The organism is Wolbachia endosymbiont (group A) of Lasioglossum morio (assembly GCF_947250585.1).
GTDB classification, from domain to species: Bacteria; Pseudomonadota; Alphaproteobacteria; order Rickettsiales; family Anaplasmataceae; genus Wolbachia; species Wolbachia pipientis.
Map to the genome: position 1 here is coordinate 1,179,346 of NZ_OX366327.1, position 18,591 is coordinate 1,197,936.

Below are 18,591 nucleotides of genomic sequence, written 5' to 3' on the forward strand. Positions count from 1 at the left end.
TCATAGGGGCACTGGCCTACTTAACCGTCATACCGTCGCGGTATCTCAGCCGCTAACAAGTAGCGGAATGACGATTTATCAAACGCTGCTTAATTTTCCGTAACAGTTGAAAAAATCAATAGAAAATCAATATATCACTATAAATTCACGTATTTTGAGGCTATAATGGTTAATACGCTATATGGTATAATATGGACGATTTTATCAGAGTTAAGGGCGCAAGGGAACATAATCTGCAAGGTGTAGACGTCAATATACCGAAAAATAAGCTGGTTGTTATAACTGGGCTTAGTGGTTCTGGCAAGTCTAGCCTTGCTTTTGATACAATTTATGCGGAAGGCCAACGCCGGTACGTCGAAAGCCTATCAGCTTACGCACGTCAATTTCTCAACATTCAGGATAAACCAGATGTTGAGTCGATTACAGGCCTTTCTCCTGCAATATCTATCAACCAAAAATCTATCTCAAAAAATCCAAGGTCAACCGTTGGAACTGTTACCGAAATTTACGATTACTTGCGCTTAGTGTATGCACGAATAGGAGTTCCTTATTCACCTGCAACTGGATTACCAATAACAAAACAAACGGTGTCTCAAATTGTAGATACTATAATTGCGTTACCTTTAGAAACTAAAATATATATACTTGCCCCTGTTGTGCGTGGTAGAAAAGGAGAACATCTCAAAGAGATATTGGAAATTAAAAGACAAGGTTACGTAAGGTTCAAAATAGATGGTGAAGTGTACAATGTAGATGACTTGCCTAAACTCGATAAGAACAAGAAACACGACGTTTTTGTGGTTGCAGATAGAATATCAATATTGGACGATATAGGAAATCGACTGCCAAGTAGTATAGAATCCGCACTAAAACTTGGTAATGGTCTAATGTATGTAGAAATAGTAAACCTACCTGACAACCATAATTCCGAGTATAAAAATGGTCAAATTCTGATTTTTTCAGAGAATTTTGCATGCCCCGAGTCTGGTTTCACTCTTGAGGAAATAGAACCAAGATTATTTTCTTTTAACAGCCCTTACGGTGCATGTGGTTCGTGTAATGGGCTTGGTAAAAAGCTGGCTGTTGATGTAAAGCTGATAGTGCCAGATGAAACTCTTTCAATATCTGAAGGCGCTTTAAAGCCAGTGGGATCAATGTTCCGTCAAGTGCACACAAGTTATGGATTTTTAAAAAGTGCAATTCTATCACTGGCTGAAAATTGTAAATTTAGCCTTGATGTTCCGTGGAAGAACATAGATCAAGAAGTAAAAGATATGATACTCTTTGGCTTCGGTAAATTTCAAGGTTTGGTCAGTATCTTAGAAAACCAGATGGATTATGATGAAACGCTTGTTGAGCGATATTGCTCTGTTACTCACTGCAGAGAATGCACTGGCTATAGATTGAGAAAAGAAGCGCTTACAGTAAAAATTGATAGCAAACATATAGGTGAAATATCAGGGCTCAGCATCGATGAATCCCTTAAATGGTTTGAAAATTTGCCAGACAAGCTCACAGAACAACAGAAGCAAATCTCAAGTAAAATATTAAATGAAATAATCAAGAGGCTAGCATTTTTAAAGAATGTAGGGTTGAATTACCTAACGCTTGATCGAGAATCTAGCACTCTCTCTGGCGGTGAGAGTCAGAGGATCAGACTTGCTTCACAAATTGGCTCTGGTTTAACAGGAGTGCTGTACGTGCTTGATGAACCCTCGATAGGCCTTCATCAATGTGATAATGATCGGTTAATTGCCACACTAAAAAACTTAAGAGACATGGGTAACACTGTAATCGTTGTTGAGCATGATGAAGATACAATAATGGCTGCTGATTATGCGATTGATATTGGTCCTGGAGCTGGCGTAAATGGTGGAAAAGTTGTTGCAGAAGGAACACCAGACCAGGTGCAAAGAAATTCAGGGAGCATAACAGGGCAATATTTGAGTGGAGAGAAAAAAATTTTAATTCCAAGGAGAAGAAAGCAAGCAACTCAGTTCATAAAAGTAATAAATGCATGTGAAAATAACTTAAAAAATGTAAACGTTAAATTTCCTATAGGGAATCTTATTTGTGTTACTGGAATATCAGGAGGAGGAAAATCAAGTTTAATCATAGAAACGTTATATAAATATTCAGCACATAAGATACATCATTCGTCTGCAAGGTATGGCCAATGCGATAAGATAGAAGGTCTTGAATACGTAGATAAAATTATAGAAGTTGATCAGTCGCCAATTGGTAGAACTCCAGCGTCAAATCCAGCAACATATGTTGGTATGTTCACTCATATAAGGAATTGGTTTGCTGGTCTTCCAGAGTCAAAAGCAAGGGGATATAATATAGGCCGGTTTTCATTTAATACCAGAGGGGGAAGGTGTGAGGCTTGTAAAGGTGATGGGCACTTAAAGATAGAGATGCATTTTCTACCGGACGTTTATGTGAAGTGTGAGCAATGTAAAGGGCGAAGGTATAATCGGGAAACATTGGAAGTTACTTATAAAGAAAAATCAATCTCTGATGTGCTTGATATGACGATAGATCAAGCTTGTGTTTTTTTTGAAAACCTTCCAATGGTAAAAGAAAAGTTGGTTTCTTTGCAGGAAGTGGGACTTGGCTATATAAAACTCGGACAGTCGTCAACAACGTTGTCTGGGGGGGAAGCACAACGAATAAAGCTATCTAAAGAGCTATCAAAACGATTTACCGGAAGAACATTGTATATTCTTGATGAACCAACAACTGGATTACACTTTGAAGATATAAATAACTTACTAAAAATACTCCATAGATTAGTCGATCTGGGAAACACTGTTATAGTTATCGAGCACAATTTGCACGTTATAAAAACTGCAGATTATATAATAGACATCGGACCAGAGGGCGGAATAAAAGGCGGAGAAGTGATTGCTACTGGAACTCCAGAAGAAGTGGTAAAAATTCCAGAAAGTGTTACAGGCAGGTATCTTAAAACGTATTTATTATAAACTATTTCTTAATTATATTAGGCTAGGTTGCATATTTATGATTTGGAGATAAGAATGTCAGTATATCGATACTTTAGAAGGTACGTTGAATATGGAGTTGTACCTGCTAAGAAAGCAGAAGATAACACACTAGTTCCAGAAAATAGTTTCTATAAGTCCGTACATTACGTTGATAATGTGCTAGGATCTGTGAAAGATGTAATTTGTGGAGTTGAGAGTAAAGACGATTATAACAAGTATTATAAAAACAATGATAAATGTGAATACGTGGGCCACAGAGCAGAGAGAGTGTATTCATTGTGTACACTGGGTGCTGTTTTAGCAGCCAACATAATATTGCAACCTTTACTTTTGATAGTGGCATGTTTGTCATACTTTCCAGTCAAGTTATTGTCAAAAATAACAGGGGACTATTGTTTTAAAACGGATACAAAACCATTCGTTAATTATTCAAACATATTTTTAGAAATGGGGCAAGATTGTGCTAATGCAGTAGCTAGAGTATTTAACAAGATTGTAAGTTATGCTTGCGCTGCTATCATTTGGGCTGCCGCGTCAATCATAACGCCACTTGTGTGGGCTTGTGACAAAGTGCAAAGTAAGTTGAGTGAAGTACAGAAGCCAGAAAAACATCAATTTTTATCTAAGGATAATTCAAAGACTACTTCAGTCAATGGTATACCACAAACTGAGTTATAAGTTCTGCTTTTCAGCAGCATGAACTATATTGAAATGGAATAAAAAGTGAAAGAGTGTAAGCTTAAGTTACTTTAGCTATACTATATAAATTATTTTATAATATATTTAATGAGTTGTGAACCTTCTCTTACTAAAAAAAGCTACAAATCTCATATTTCCAAGCGTATGCGTAAGTTGCGAATGTATCATTGATGAAAATCTTAATCTGTGTAGTGAATGCAACAAAAAAATCAATTTTCTAACTAAGCATTACTGCAATGTTTGTGGCGTAGTAATCTCAGACAATATTTATACGTGTGGTAAGTGCATCATCAATCCTCCACCGTTTAAAGTATTAAGATCAGTTTTTGCTTATGATCAACATAGTAGAAACATGATTATAAATTTCAAATTTTTTGATAATTTGAATTACGTAAAAATCTATGCAAAGTGGATACACCAAGCTAATCAGGATACATTTCAGAACGCAGAGATCATAATTCCTATACCGTTACATAAAATGCGCTTGTTTAAACGTAAATATAATCAAGCAGCACTGCTTGCAAAAGAGTTGACTAAGTTATCCAATTTATCCTATACGCCATTTGCAATAAAACGTCCTCGCCATACTATCCCTCAGGCTGGTCTTTCACTTAAGCAGCGTGAAAAAAATTTAAAGAAGGCTTTTAGCATAAGCAACAAGAAAATTATCGAAAATAAAATCGTGATATTAGAGGTTGTCCACAAACCAGTAAATCAAGCATATTCCCTACTTAACATAACTTTACTCATAGCCAGATATATGAAACTTTCAGTAGATGTTGTAAGTAAATCGTACTCCTTTGATAGCCTTCTATTTCTATTGATCCAAGCAAAAGTCCTCTCTACCACCCACCTTCTCGGCTGTACTGAAAATCCAGGATCCCGTTGTGGCAATAGTTCTAGTGGTGTATCTTTATGCACCCAAAACCTACATGGAGGCCTTTTGACAATTTCAATATCTATCCCATATTCTCTCTTTACGTAATCCTTTAAATCTTTTCCTTGGTATCCCATATCAGCCCACATTTTCTTAATATTGCTGTATTTTTCCTTCATATTGTCCAATGCCATCTTCACCCCATCTCTGTCATTTTCGCTTGCAGCTCCTACATAGCAACCAAGCACAAATCCTTGAGTATCTGTGATTATATGTCTTTTTCTCCCCTTTACCTTTTTCGCACCATCATAACCTTTGACCCCCCTTTTTCCGTGGTTTTTACCGATTGACTGTCCACTATGCATGCGCTCGGCTCCTCATTTCTTCCCATTTTTGACCTACTATATTTAGTGATATCATAGTTCATTTTCTCAAAAATTCCCTGCTTTTTCCATCTTCTAAACTGTTCATGCACAGCCTTCCACGGCGGAAAATCGTGTGGTAAATAGCGCCATTGACATCCTGTGCGCAGTATATAAAGAATTGCATTTACTATCTCACACTTACTGTATTTTGGTGGCCTTCCTCCTTTCTTGTACGATACTCTGAAGTGTTTTTCTATTCTTGCCCACTCCCTTTTACTTAAATCTGTTGGATATTTTTTCCTCATCTCTTACCTCAATATTCTTTCTTTATATACTACGTATTCCTTGGTTTGTGGACAACCTCTTATAGCCTTTCTTATAATAGTCCGAATGCGATAAGATATGTGTTTATGGCTATAGCAGGCCAGTAGCATATTACGGTCTGTTCGGATTATTGTAAAAAGAGCTATAGTTGACGATGTGGTAACAACCGGAGCAACTGTAAGATCTTGCTCTCAAGAAATTTTAAACTCCGGTGCAAGAGAAGTGAGAGTGCTATCACTTGCAAGAACGGTAGCATGTTAAAACGTGATTTTTAATAACCTCAACATCACTGAATTCAAAAGTTTGGCCGCTCACGATTTGGTATCCTTCATGCCCCTTTCCTGCAACTAGCAGAATCATACCCTCATTATAGGCAATATCTACTCCTTTCTCTATAGCTTCTCTTCTATCTTCTATCTCTAGCGCATCAGGGCAATGTAGTAAAATACCACGACGAATTTCTGCAGGATTCTCATCACGCGGACTGTCATCTGTGATTATCACTCTGTCTGCATACATTTGTGCTATTTTACCCATTTCTGCGCGTTTTGTTTGATCGCGATTTCCACCGCATCCAAAAACTAGAACTATTTTTTTATTGAAGTGCCATTTTAAAGACAATAGGGCTTGTTTAAGCGCACTTGGAGTATGAGCATAATCTACAAATGCAAAAGGTTTCACTTTTTCCATTCTTCCTGCTGGAAAAATGAGTTTATCCACACATATTTCTCTGTAATTCAGTCCAGACAAGGTAACTATACCCATTGCACACAACAGATTATATGCTTGAAATTGCCCCAAAACTGGAAAAAACATGTCATAAATTTCATCGCCAATTTTAATTGTAAGATGTTGACCGTTTGGTGCTGGTATTTGCTTTAACAAAGTAATATCAGAGCCTTTTTTCCCATAGGTTATAACTTTATTACCACGTTCTTCAGCTATTTTAAGCAGCGCATCATATTCACTTATGTCTGCATTTAACACTGCTGTTTCCCCTTTTGGTAATACCTCATAAAATAACTTTTTTTTAACTTCAAAATACTTATTGATATCCTTATGATAATCTAAATGGTCTTGTGAGAAGTTGGTAAAAACTGCAGCAGTGAGCCTGAGTCCATGGATTCTATATTGATCAATCCCATGACTTGATGCTTCTAACACTAAGTGCTCTACGTTTTTATTATCTATATCACGTAATGCTGCGTAAAGGTCATCTGCACCTGGAGTGGTAAGACTGTTGCTATTACCTTTTCTACCATTATTGATGCATGTTCCAAGTGTTCCAATAGACGCAGCATTATAGCCAGCGTTTTGCCAGATCTGGCGGCAAAATTCTACTACTGAAGTCTTGCCATTTGTGCCTGTTACAGCAGCAACATATTTTGGCTGTTTGAATTGATAAAACCTGCTGACTATTTTACTGTATATTTCTTGAGGGTTTGGGTGGAAGATACAGATTCCAGCATCACGCGTTGGAATGATACCAAGGCTTGAAGCTTCTGTTATGCAATCACTTGCAATTATCGCTTTAGCTCCACAAGATAATATCTGATCTATGTAAATCCTATCCCTTTCTGACACACAAACAAAAAGATAACCTTCCTTGATTTTCTTGGGATTACATGTGACGCCTTTGATTTCAATATCAAAGTTAACATCAATAATGTTATGCAGTAATTCTCTCAGTTTCATGTCCTACTTCATCGTTTTGAAAGTCTAAACATGGTAACCTTTTTAGTGCGTCATTAAGGTCAAAGATTAAATCTTCAGGATCTTCCAGTCCACAAAATATCCGTATAAAACTTCCACCATAATCTGAATTCATTACAGATCTTGACATAGATCTACGATCTATTGGTAATATCAAACTGTCGCACCCTCCCCAAGAAGCACCGATACCAAAAATTTTCATGTGATCAACCATGCAGCTTAGTTCTTCACATGAATATTCTCTATCCAGTATTATACTGAATACGCTACTTGCTCCTTTGAAGTAACTTTTCCATAATTCGTGTTGAGGATGGGAGGGAAGTGCTGGGTACAAAACTTTTTTGATTTTTAAATGTTTTTCTAGCCACTTTGCCACTTCCATTGCTGTATTTTGGTGCCTTTTTATACGTGTGTGCAGTGTTCTTAGTCCCCTATGTGCAAGGTAGCAGTCGTGCGATTGAATGGTTACTCCATAATTTTTATAGCTCTCATAAAGCAATTTAAAAGTTTCACCTTCAGCAACCATAGCTCCCATCACTAAATCTGAGTGACCGGCTAGATACTTTGTCACCGCATATAGTGCAACATCAACTCCATAATCAAGCGGCTTAAATAACAAAGGAGTGGCCCATGAATTGTCACAAACGGTCACAATTTTATGTTCCTTAGCAACTTTTACTATATGCTCTATATTCGAAATCTCAAACGTTACAGAACCAGGAGTCTCGATCATTATCAATGAAGTATTACTCTGAATTAAATCAGTTATATCCTGTGTTGGATCATAAAAAGTTACTTCTGTTCCTCTTTTTGGTAGCTCATTTTCTGCAAACCTCCTAAGCCTATAATAACTATTATCTTGAATTAAAACGTGCGAGCCTGCTTTAGCGAAAGTTAGAATAGCAAAAGTAAGTGCAAATAGTCCGGAAGGATAAATAAGCGCTTGTCCACTCCCTTCAATTTCAGCCAGTGCATTTGAAAGATAATGAACAGTAGGAGTACCAACATTACTGTAGCTATAATCCCTTGCAACACCATCATTGATTACATCGTATATACTTTCTCCATTTGCTGCATTTAAGTAGTCCTTGTAAGTAGGGAATAATATGGTAGAAGAATGATAAACTGGCGGGTTCATGGAACCTTTATAGTCATTAAATTTTCTTCCTGCTTTAACTAATATAGACTCTTCCTTCACATTTTTATTATTTATTTTTTAAATTGTACTCATCTTGCGTATACAAGTGAAGAGAAATTGCATGTATTAGCTCTATCTCACCCTTCAATAACTCATAAATCAACTTGTGTCTTTTTAGAACGCTCATTCCAATAAAGCCGTCAGATATTAATATTAATTTAATGTGCGAAGGTAATGTTGAAGATGAAGCAAAATAATGATCAGCATGCTTTGCTGATTCATCGATAATGTTGATATCAATTACATCTATCGAATCGTGTATCTTTTCTTCTATCGTTTTAATAATATCCATAATGGTTTCTTTAAGCAACAATATGCTCCTCTTGTCATCCCAGTATCAGCTACTTGGATGACAATCGCAATTACTTATTCTCTTCTTTATTATCTATGTCTTGATAATCAGAATCTACTACTTTTTCCTCTTTATCATTTGGATTTCCTTCTGATGAAAAGCCATTTTCAGCACTATTTTGTTGAGATGCTTGATACATAGCTTCTCCAAGTTTCATAGATAATTGAGAAAGATTAGTGACTTTCTGCTGTATTGAATCAGCGTCATCAATGTTATCAGATTTACTAACTTCTTTTAATTCGTTAACTGCATTTTCAATAGCAGATCTATCTTCTGGTGAAACTTTATCACCATACTCTGTCAGAGACTTTTCTGTAGAATGGACTAAGCTATCCGCTTGATTCTTCACTTCAATAAACTTTTTGCGCTTTTCATCTTCTTGCGCTTTTTCTTCAGCTTCTTTTACCATGCGATTTATTTCATCATCAGATAAACCACCTGAAGATTGAATGCGTATTTTTTGCTCTTTTCCAGTAGCTTTATCTTTTGCAGAAACGTGTGCTATTCCATTTGCATCTATATCAAATGTCACTTCAATTTGTGGCCTTCCGCGCGGAGCAGGAGGTATCCCTTCCAAACTAAACTGACCGAGTAGCTTATTATCAACTGCCAGTTTTCTTTCACCCTGATGCACCTTAATTGTAACAGCTGTTTGGTTATCTTCTGCAGTTGAAAACACCTGAGATTTTTTAGTAGGAATTGTAGTATTACGCTCAATAAGTGGAGTGAATACTCCTCCTAGAGTTTCAATACCAAGAGAAAGTGGGGTCACATCAAGTAGTAACACATCTCTTACATCACCTTGAATGATCCCCGCCTGTATTGCAGCTCCAATTGCTACAACTTCATCAGGGTTAACTCCTCTATGTGGATCTTTGCCAAAGAATTCTTTAACTTTCTCTATGACTTTTGGCATACGAGTCATGCCACCAACAAGAACCACTTCGCCAATTTGACTAGCAGATAAACCAGCATCCTCAAGAGCTTTTTTACAAGGAGCCATAGTTCTTTCGATTAAATCATTCACTAAGCTTTCAAGTTTTGCTCTCGTTAATTTCATATTTAAGTGTTTTGGACCACTTGCATCAGCTGTAATAAACGGTAGATTTATTTCCGTTTCCATTGCACTTGATAATTCAATTTTCGCTTTTTCAGCAGCTTCTTTGATTCTTTGCATAGCCATTGGATCATTTTTCAAATCAATGCCATTACTTTTCTTGAATTCATCTAGTAAATAACTCACTACTCCATTATCAAAGTCTTCACCTCCAAGATGGGTATCACCGTTTGTTGCTTTCACTTCGAAAACTCCATCACCTATTTCAAGTATTGAAACGTCAAATGTACCACCACCAAGGTCATATACTACTATTGTGTGCCCATGTTTCTTATCAAGACCATAAGCAAGTGCTGCAGCAGTCGGTTCATTTACTATTCTGAGTACATTTAATCCGGCAATTTTTCCTGCATCTTTTGTTGCTTGACGTTGAGAGTCGTTGAAGTATGCTGGCACTGTTATCACAGCATCTTTTACTTCCTCTCCAAGATAAGCTTCTGCTGCCTCTTTCATGTTTTGTAGTATAAATGCACCAATTTGACTAGGAGAATATTCTTTATTATCAGTTGTTTTAACCCATGCATCACCACTTTTTGCTGCAAATACTTTGTATGGTACACTTAGATTTTTCATCTCAGGATCACTATATTGACGGCCTATTAATCTCTTAGTAGCAAAAAAGGTATTACTTGCATTGGTGGTTGCTTGCCTTTTTGCTGGAGCACCAATCAACCTTTCTCCTGAAGAAGTTAATGCAACTATAGATGGAGTAGTTCTTGCCCCTTCTTTATTTTCTATTACCTTTGTATCCTTGCCCTGCATTATTGCAACACAAGAATTTGTTGTTCCGAGATCTATGCCTATTGCTCTTCCCATAATGAGTACCCCATTGTAAATATTATCTGATATAAGAATATATAAGTATAGGGCTCATTAATTACAAGCCCAATTTAGGTTTCTAATTAGTTATTAGAACTTAAAAGGCGCGAAAGCCACTTAGTCAGCCAAAAATTGCCTCGTAGTTTATTTGAATTATCAGCTTCTTCATTGCTGCTATCCCCAATTTGGTATCCAGAGTTCTGTAATGGCTTATAACCGTTTAAATTAACATCATCTCCTTGTTTTAAAACAAATGTATTTACATCTAAACTGTTATCAATACTAACGTTCAATGTAATATTAAACTCTTTTTCGATTGTAGAAACTGTATTGCGTTTGTTATTAAAAATGTGCGCTATAACTGCACTGTGTGCTACTAAATCAAAAGACTTATTTCGATTCTTGTTAGCAATATGTTGTAAATCCCTTAGTATTGATGAAACAATTACTTCGTTTGATTTTACTCTTCCAGTACCTTTGCAGTGTAAACACTCTGTAGTATTAATTTCTTGTATGTTTGGTTTAATTCTTTGTCTTGAAAATACCATTAAACCAAAGTCATTTATGTAGCTAAATTGAACTTTAGCTTTATCATCTTTAAACGCTTGCTTTATAGCAGACTCAACAGCTCTGCAATACTGATATTTCAACATATCAATAAAATCGACTACTATTAATCCTGATAGGCCCCTAAGATTCACCTGTCTTGATATTTCAGGTACTGCTTCCATGTTGGTTCTATAAGCTGTTTCTTCTATGCTATCTTCTCCTGTCATCTTTCCTGAATTTACGTCTATTGAAACAAACGCCTCAGTTAAAGTTATTATCAAAGACCCACCAGATGGCAATTCTACTCTATTGCTATATAACTCAGAAATTTGATCTTCGATTCCGTAGTAAGTAAAGATCGGAGCATAACCTCTATACAATCTATAGCGCAACTTACTACCTTTTAGTGCATTGTTAGCATATTGCCTAACTGCCTCAAAAGCTTCCTTTCCAGACACTATAACTTCTATACCATCGCTACAAAAATCACGAACAGATCTCATAATTACATCTGCTTCATTGTAAATTAATGATGGAACGTTTATAGAGAAGGCATTTTTTTGAATGCTCTGCCATAATGAGGATAAGTAATTGTAATCCTGCTCAATTTCTTTCTTATTTTTTCCTGAACCAACAGTTCTTACTATTAAACCTGATCTTTTTGGCAAGTTTATTGAACTCAGTATCTCCTTTAACTGCTTTCTGACATTAGCATCTTCAATTCTGCGGGACACTCCACCTTTGCTCATGGAATTTGGCATGAAAACACAGTATCTACCCACTAAAGTTATGTATGTTGTAAATGAAGCTCCTTTATTGCCTCGTTCCTCTTTAGTTAGCTGGACCAATACTTTTTGATTTACTGAAATAACATCTTGTAATTTGTATTTTTTATATAAAGGTACCTCTCTTACAAAACCACTACCTGATCCGTTGACATTCTTACTAGCTGCAGAATCTGAAGAAACATTTGCTGAGGCTTCTTCTATACAATCGTCATTTGAGTAGCCCTCAAAGATAGTTTCCTTTTCTTTTTCTGGAATGTTGAAGTAATCTAGAGATATCTCGGAAAAAGACAAAAAACCTTGCTTATTTTTCCCATATTCAATAAATACGGCTTGCAAAGAAGGCTCTATACGCTTTATATAAGCAACGTATATATTACCTCTTAATTGTTTTTTTTCCTTGAATTCTTGTTCAAATTCTACAACCTTGTTATTAATTGACAAGGCAACTCTTACCTCATTAGAACAGATAGAATTTTCTATCAATAATACCCTTTTACCACTATTTGTCACTTATTTACCGTTTGCTTTTTATTCTGAAGTTAACTTTATGCTACTTAATGCACTGTTGATTGTCAAGGATTTTGCAATCTGCATTATTCGATTGACTTTTAGTATTTTGCGTAATAAACTCGCATAGAATTTATTATATCATTATAAGTATGGCGAAAAAAAATGCTTCTTTGCTTGTTAAGTTAGTCAGCACTGCAATCAAGATAACAAAAACTGGTGAAGAAAAATCAACAGGCTATTTTTATGTAAAAAAGCGTAATCCAAAAAAGCTCACCAGAAAACTGGAGTTTAGAAAGTATGACCCAGTAGTCAGAAGGCATGTGCTATTTAAAGAAGAAAAATTAAAGTAGTTTTTTTATAGGAAAGTTTATTATTATGCAAAATTTACAATTAAGTTATCCTGTAATAATAGAGTTGGACAATGTAAAGGATACAAAACTGAAATTAATAAAAGTCATTGCACAATTAATAAGTAAGAAATACGCAACACAGAAAAAAGCAGCAAATGCTCTAAAGATTGATCAACCTAAAGTATCTCAAATCAATAGATCAAAAGTCGAAGGGTTCTCCTTAGAATACTTGCTTAACTTATTGGTTGCATTGGACCAAGGCATAAACGTAAAAATAAAGTGTAATTCTGAACCTGCATAATATGGTATCCGTTCAGCGGAGTGGCAAAATAAGGTAGACAAGATAAATCAATCCCGGTGTCAAGCACTGGGATGACAAGGTATAAACCTTATCGTCATGCCGCCGCGAACCGTCATCCCGCGATTCATTCGCGGTATCTCTAGATCCCGCTAACAAGTAGCGGGATGACGGTTATCAGGCCAGCACCCCTACGATGTCATCCCAGTCTGGGATCCAGGAATTTTATTAAGTTAATAAGCATAAAAGTAGCCGTTTTATGTTAAAATACAACGTTTTGATGATTATGAAAAAGCTGGATTCCAGACTGGAATGACACCATTTGTTGTAAACTCACTTCTTCTTGATTTGCAGAACAATAAAACAGTAAGTCAGAGGCATTTTAAAAAGAACTTATTATTCAACAAAACAAGACTTAAAATTTTGTGCAATGCTGTTAATTATAGCTAGATATGCATCTTTTCCAGGTTCTATGTCTGATCCAATAGGGTCAAGAATTACCATTTTTGCGTCATTAGAAAGGGCGTTAGGCTTTATGCTATCTTCCTGTGAATGAGCAAATATACATTTAACGTTTTCTTCCTTCATTATCTTTTTTAGCTTCATTAAACTCTTCATACCTATGTAAGAATCCTCTTCTATAGAAAGAATAGCACTTGGATGATTTAGACCGAAATATTTTTCAAAATATTGATAAGCATCATGAGTAACGATGTATTTTTGATTTTTAAAATCATTCAGTTCTTTCATGATTTCTTTTACTTCTTGGTCTATTTTTTTTATAGCTTTTGTTGCATTAGAACTGTATCGATGGGAATTTTCTTTATCTATGTTAGACAATGTTGCACTTATAGAAAGTATCATGCTCTTTGCATTTTCGGGACTCAGCCACATGTGTAAATCTTTTTCATCTTGAATGTGAGTGATTTTTCTAGAAAATGAATGTGGCCGAGCAGGAAGTAGGTTGATTGCCTTTGACAATTGCACTAGTTCTTTATTATTTTTGGCGAAAGTTTGAACAAACGTCTCTAAGTTATCGTCAACATAAAATATAACGTCACTTGATTCTAAATTACTCGCATCAGATGGCTTTAATATATAATTATGCGCAGATGTTGCATAGCCAAGCAATTCCGATTCTAAAATCCCTTCTGTAACAGAAGCTACAAGTGAGTGGATAGGTTTGATTGTAGCTACAACTTTTAAATTGGATGAAAAGGCGATATTATAGTATAGTGTAAATGAAAGTAATAGAAACAAAGTCAGTAAATGTCTCATATAAATGTTGAGAAGAAGTTAAATTTTGTCAATAAATTAAATAATGTCAATAATCATGTTCTAAAAATAGAAAATCTTGCTCTCACATATGATGGTAAAAGAATCCTTGACAATATCAATATGTTCATGGAAAGAGGAGACGTAATTACAATACTTGGTCCAAATGGTGGAGGTAAAACCTCTTTAGTGAAAGCAATTGCTGGCATAAATAAAAGCTGTACCGGTAATATCGTATTTGCTGACAACATAAAAATTGGCTATATGCCGCAAAATTTTAGTATTAGTAATTTGATGCCAATAACAGTTGAATATTTCCTTTTAAATAGCTCCTTGAAAAGACTAAAGAAAAATCAATCCATTATTACAGAAACGATAGAGTTGGCTGGTATCGGTAACATTTTGAAGAATCAAGTGTTAGAAATTTCTGCAGGGCAAACACAATTATTGCTACTTGCACGTTGTTTAATTGCAGAGCCTGACTTGATCATTCTAGATGAGCCAGTTAGTGCAATGGATATTAACGCACGGGCTAAGTTCTATGATATTATAAGCAAAATAGCAAAAAACCGATTAGTGTCGATTCTTATGACTTCTCATGATCTTAACTCTGCTCTACCATCCTCAGATTACATAATTTGTATAAATAATACTATCTATTGCCAAGGCAAGCCTGATGAGATTATGAAAAATAGAACCCTAAATGAAATATTTAGCAGTTACGCAGCGAAATGATTCAAAATATTTTGCGTCTTCTGCACATAACTACGGTGCTGACGCGTTACAATATATTACCTTATTTACTTCCACCATCAAAGAAATCAATAAATAAGATACAAGGCCATAAACTAAAGCGTGCTCTTGAAAAATTAGGTCCGGTGTTCATTAAGTTTGGGCAGTCTATTTCATCACGTACTGATGTTTTAAATGAGGATATAACAAATAACTTGTTATTGATATGTGATAGATTGCCATCGTTTTCACATAAAATAGCAGTTAAAACTATAGAAAGTGAGTTTAATTGTAAATTGAGCGACATTTTTTCAAGCTTTTCTGAAAAGCCAATTGCAGCAGCATCGATTTCTCAGGTGCATAGAGCGGTTACAACTGAGGGTAAGGAAGTTGCTGTGAAGGTTTTAAGGCCAAATATTGAGAAAACATTCTCAAGGGATATAAAAATGCTTTCTTGGCTCGCAGAAATTGCAGAAAAATTTAGCGAACAATCAAAAAGGCTGAGGCCAATTGAATTAGTTAAAACTTTTGCTGAAATTTGCCGATTAGAGTTAGATCTACGTTTTGAAGCTGCTCACTCTTCGGAACTAAAGGAAAACACAAAAAATGACAGAGGTTTTTACGTACCTGAAGTAGATTGGAATAGAACTTCGAAAAAGGTTTTAACATTAGAATGGATAGAAGCAACGCCAATATACGAAGTTGAAAAACTGAATAATCGTAAGCAAATAGCTATCAATCTTATAGAATCGTTTTGTAATCAGGTATACAGGGATTGTTTTTTTCATGCTGATATGCATCCTGGAAATCTAATGGTTGATAGTAATAACAATATTATTGCCCTGGATTGTGGAATCATGGGTAGAATAGATCGTGAGACATGCTATTACGTTATAGAGATACTCAAAGGCTTTTTAAATCGGGATTATGATCACGTTGCAAAAATGCACTTTAAAGCTGGTTACGTTTCATCACAGCATAGAAATTTTGTCACAGCTTGCAGGGCAATAGGTGAACCTATTATTGGGCAGCCTATACAGAAGATTTCATTTGCCAGTTTACTTGCTCAGCTATTAAAAATAACTGGTGATTTTGATATGAAAGTTCAAACACAATTGTTATTGCTGCAGAAAACTATGATTTTACTGGAAGGGACATGTAGAAAGATCTACTCAGAAATCAATATGTGGAAAGTAGTTGAAGCGTGGATAAGCAGTCAACATGAAAATAAAATAGGGTATAGGGAAAAAATTAGAAGTTCTTATCCCATAAAAACAATCCAAGGAATATTTAGCCTTATAGAAAAATTGAACCTAATAGCTGATAAAAAATTAGAAAACATCCAAATTAAAAATAAATCAAATGGAAAAGTCTATTTTTTATTGTGGTTTGTAATTATAATTCTAATCGTTAAACTTTTAATTTCTTAAACTATGGGAAAAAACTGCGTCAAATCCAATTTTTATTCAACTTAATTTTTAATCTGCAGGAGCTGAGTTGAGAATGTCCAATTTTCCACTTTCTTTATGTATCTGTTCAGCAGAGTGGCAAAATAAGGTAGACGAGAAAAGACAACTATAGGAACAAATGGGTGTCATGCCAGTGCGTGACACTGGCCTCTTGTTTCAATGTTAAACAAAATACCATAGAATTCAAAAAGACAATTCCTAGAAAATTTCTACATCCAAAAAAGGCATAAGTTATGTTAATGCTGTTTGAATGAGATGATATAAAGATAAGCCAAATTTTTACAAAGAAAACATTTCAAGCAGCAAGACACCTTTGATTGAAAGAGAGCACCAAATTTATGGGGTGAGTAACTGCGCTATTTCAATTAGAGGTTGTCCACAAACCAGTAAATCAAGCATATTCCCTACTTAACATAACTTTACTCATAGCCAGATATATGAAACTTTCAGTAGATGTTGTAAGTAAATCGTACTCCTTTGATAGCCTTCTATTTCTATTGATCCAAGCAAAAGTCCTCTCTACCACCCACCTTCTCGGCTGTACTGAAAATCCAGGATCCCGTTGTGGCAATAGTTCTAGTGGTGTATCTTTATGCACCCAAAACCTACATGGAGGCCTTTTGACAATTTCAATATCTATCCCATATTCTCTCTTTACGTAATCCTTTAAATCTTTTCCTTGGTATCCCATATCAGCCCACATTTTCTTAATATTGCTGTATTTTTCCTTCATATTGTCCAATGCCATCTTCACCCCATCTCTGTCATTTTCGCTTGCAGCTCCTACATAGCAACCAAGCACAAATCCTTGAGTATCTGTGATTATATGTCTTTTTCTCCCCTTTACCTTTTTCGCACCATCATAACCTTTGACCCCCCTTTTTCCGTGGTTTTTACCGATTGACTGTCCACTATGCATGCGCTCGGCTCCTCATTTCTTCCCATTTTTGACCTACTATATTTAGTGATATCATAGTTCATTTTCTCAAAAATTCCCTGCTTTTTCCATCTTCTAAACTGTTCATGCACAGCCTTCCACGGCGGAAAATCGTGTGGTAAATAGCGCCATTGACATCCTGTGCGCAGTATATAAAGAATTGCATTTACTATCTCACACTTACTGTATTTTGGTGGCCTTCCTCCTTTCTTGTACGATACTCTGAAGTGTTTTTCTATTCTTGCCCACTCCCTTTTACTTAAATCTGTTGGATATTTTTTCCTCATCTCTTACCTCAATATTCTTTCTTTATATACTACGTATTCCTTGGTTTGTGGACAACCTCTTAGAGGTTGTCCACAAACCAGTAAATCAAGCATATTCCCTACTTAACATAACTTTACTCATAGCCAGATATATGAAACTTTCAGTAGATGTTGTAAGTAAATCGTACTCCTTTGATAGCCTTCTATTTCTATTGATCCAAGCAAAAGTCCTCTCTACCACCCACCTTCTCGGCTGTACTGAAAATCCAGGATCCCGTTGTGGCAATAGTTCTAGTGGTGTATCTTTATGCACCCAAAACCTACATGGAGGCCTTTTGACAATTTCAATATCTATCCCATATTCTCTCTTTACGTAATCCTTTAAATCTTTTCCTTGGTATCCCATATCAGCCCACATTTTCTTAATATTGCTGTATTTTTCCTTCATATTGTCCAATGCCATCTTCACCCCATCTCTGTCATTTTCGCTTGCAGCTCCTACATAGCAACCAAGCACAAATCCTTGAGTATCTGTGATTATATGTCTTTTTCTCCCCTTTACCTTTTTCGCACCATCATAACCTTTGACCCCCCTTTTTCCGTGGTTTTTACCGATTGACTGTCCACTATGCATGCGCTCGGCTCCTCATTTCTTCCCATTTTTGACCTACTATATTTAGTGATATCATAGTTCATTTTCTCAAAAATTCCCTGCTTTTTCCATCTTCTAAACTGTTCATGCACAGCCTTCCACGGCGGAAAATCGTGTGGTAAATAGCGCCATTGACATCCTGTGCGCAGTATATAAAGAATTGCATTTACTATCTCACACTTACTGTATTTTGGTGGCCTTCCTCCTTTCTTGTACGATACTCTGAAGTGTTTTTCTATTCTTGCCCACTCCCTTTTACTTAAATCTGTTGGATATTTTTTCCTCATCTCTTA

At 35.8% G+C, this 18,591-nt stretch carries 15 protein-coding genes and 2 pseudogenes; 8 read left to right on the plus strand and 9 right to left on the minus strand.

Annotation, left to right across the window (positions count from 1 at the left end):
• Positions 1-191 precede the first annotated feature (191 nt).
• The 3 genes and pseudogenes from uvrA to OOK89_RS06360 form a co-directional block, all read left to right on the plus strand.
• The gene (gene uvrA / locus OOK89_RS05765) at positions 192-2,987 is read left to right on the plus strand and encodes an excinuclease ABC subunit UvrA (RefSeq protein WP_012673297.1); all 2,796 of its coding nucleotides are present in this window, start codon (positions 192-194) and stop codon (positions 2,985-2,987) included.
• Positions 2,988-3,041: 54 nt separating this feature from the next.
• The gene (locus OOK89_RS05770; RefSeq protein WP_264718944.1) at positions 3,042-3,686 is read left to right on the plus strand and encodes a hypothetical protein; all 645 of its coding nucleotides are present in this window, start codon (positions 3,042-3,044) and stop codon (positions 3,684-3,686) included.
• Positions 3,687-3,801: 115 nt separating this feature from the next.
• Positions 3,802-4,398, plus strand: a pseudogene (locus OOK89_RS06360) (ComF family protein); the annotation flags it as partial.
• Between the two features lie 23 nt (positions 4,399-4,421).
• On the opposite strand, the gene OOK89_RS05780 reads toward OOK89_RS06360, so the two are convergent.
• Positions 4,422-5,254 (minus strand): IS5 family transposase gene (locus OOK89_RS05780; RefSeq protein WP_264718686.1). Its coding sequence is split into 2 segments (ribosomal slippage): positions 4,422-4,888 and positions 4,888-5,254, totalling 834 coding nucleotides; the frame shifts between segments, so codons are not numbered across the junction.
• A 163-nt stretch (positions 5,255-5,417) separates the two neighbouring features.
• Here OOK89_RS05780 and OOK89_RS06365 point away from each other — a divergent pair.
• Positions 5,418-5,534, plus strand: a pseudogene (locus tag OOK89_RS06365) (ComF family protein); the annotation flags it as partial.
• Here OOK89_RS06365 and OOK89_RS05785 read toward each other — a convergent pair.
• The 5 genes from OOK89_RS05785 to OOK89_RS05805 all read right to left on the minus strand — a co-directional run bounded on the left by OOK89_RS05785 (position 5,508) and on the right by OOK89_RS05805 (position 12,319).
• Entirely contained in the window at positions 5,508-6,968 is a 1,461-nt protein-coding gene (locus OOK89_RS05785) for a UDP-N-acetylmuramoyl-L-alanyl-D-glutamate--2,6-diaminopimelate ligase (protein WP_264718945.1), read from the minus strand. The pseudogene OOK89_RS06365 and the gene OOK89_RS05785 overlap by 27 nt on opposite strands.
• Entirely contained in the window at positions 6,943-8,184 is a 1,242-nt protein-coding gene (gene metC / locus OOK89_RS05790; protein WP_264718946.1) for a cystathionine beta-lyase, read from the minus strand. The genes OOK89_RS05785 and metC overlap by 26 nt, the downstream gene beginning before the upstream one ends.
• A gap of 7 nt (positions 8,185-8,191) precedes the next feature.
• Entirely contained in the window at positions 8,192-8,476 is a 285-nt protein-coding gene (locus OOK89_RS05795) for a BolA family protein (protein ID WP_264718948.1), read from the minus strand.
• Between the two features lie 70 nt (positions 8,477-8,546).
• Positions 8,547-10,469: a molecular chaperone DnaK gene (gene dnaK / locus OOK89_RS05800; protein WP_012673300.1), complete on the minus strand. Its 1,923-nt coding sequence runs from the start codon at positions 10,467-10,469 to the stop codon at positions 8,547-8,549.
• Positions 10,470-10,555: 86 nt separating this feature from the next.
• Positions 10,556-12,319, minus strand: a complete 1,764-nt coding sequence (locus OOK89_RS05805; RefSeq protein ID WP_264718950.1) for an Rne/Rng family ribonuclease — start codon at positions 12,317-12,319, stop codon at positions 10,556-10,558.
• 149 nt (positions 12,320-12,468) lie between these two features.
• Between OOK89_RS05805 and rpmG the strand changes: the two genes are divergently transcribed.
• Both rpmG and OOK89_RS05815 read left to right on the plus strand, forming a co-directional pair.
• Positions 12,469-12,669: a 50S ribosomal protein L33 gene (rpmG, locus tag OOK89_RS05810; RefSeq protein ID WP_064124823.1), complete on the plus strand. Its 201-nt coding sequence runs from the start codon at positions 12,469-12,471 to the stop codon at positions 12,667-12,669.
• 25 nt (positions 12,670-12,694) lie between these two features.
• Positions 12,695-12,970, plus strand: a complete 276-nt coding sequence (locus OOK89_RS05815; RefSeq protein WP_264718951.1) for a helix-turn-helix domain-containing protein — start codon at positions 12,695-12,697, stop codon at positions 12,968-12,970.
• Between the two features lie 393 nt (positions 12,971-13,363).
• On the opposite strand, the gene OOK89_RS05820 is transcribed toward OOK89_RS05815, so the two are convergent.
• Positions 13,364-14,245 (minus strand): zinc ABC transporter substrate-binding protein, encoded by an 882-nt coding sequence (locus OOK89_RS05820; RefSeq protein WP_264718952.1) that lies wholly within the window; start codon positions 14,243-14,245, stop codon positions 13,364-13,366.
• On the opposite strand from OOK89_RS05820, the gene OOK89_RS05825 reads away from it, so the two are divergent.
• Together OOK89_RS05825 and ubiB are read left to right on the plus strand one after the other, a co-directional pair.
• Positions 14,237-14,977: a metal ABC transporter ATP-binding protein gene (locus OOK89_RS05825; protein WP_151808002.1), complete on the plus strand. Its 741-nt coding sequence runs from the start codon at positions 14,237-14,239 to the stop codon at positions 14,975-14,977. The genes OOK89_RS05820 and OOK89_RS05825 overlap by 9 nt on opposite strands.
• Positions 14,974-16,404 (plus strand): 2-polyprenylphenol 6-hydroxylase, encoded by a 1,431-nt coding sequence (gene ubiB / locus OOK89_RS05830; RefSeq protein ID WP_264718953.1) that lies wholly within the window; start codon positions 14,974-14,976, stop codon positions 16,402-16,404. The genes OOK89_RS05825 and ubiB overlap by 4 nt, the downstream gene beginning before the upstream one ends.
• A gap of 430 nt (positions 16,405-16,834) precedes the next feature.
• Here the strand turns inward: ubiB and OOK89_RS05835 are convergent.
• A protein-coding gene (locus OOK89_RS05835; protein WP_264718686.1) for an IS5 family transposase occupies positions 16,835-17,667 on the minus strand; the annotation gives its coding sequence in 2 pieces (ribosomal slippage) (positions 16,835-17,301 and positions 17,301-17,667; 834 coding nt in all).
• 85 nt (positions 17,668-17,752) lie between these two features.
• Positions 17,753-18,585, minus strand: a protein-coding gene (locus OOK89_RS05840) for an IS5 family transposase (protein ID WP_264718686.1) whose coding sequence is annotated in 2 segments (ribosomal slippage) — positions 17,753-18,219 and positions 18,219-18,585 — 834 coding nt in all. Because the reading frame shifts where the segments join, the coding sequence is not laid out codon by codon here.
• Between the last annotated feature and the right edge of the window lie 6 nt (positions 18,586-18,591).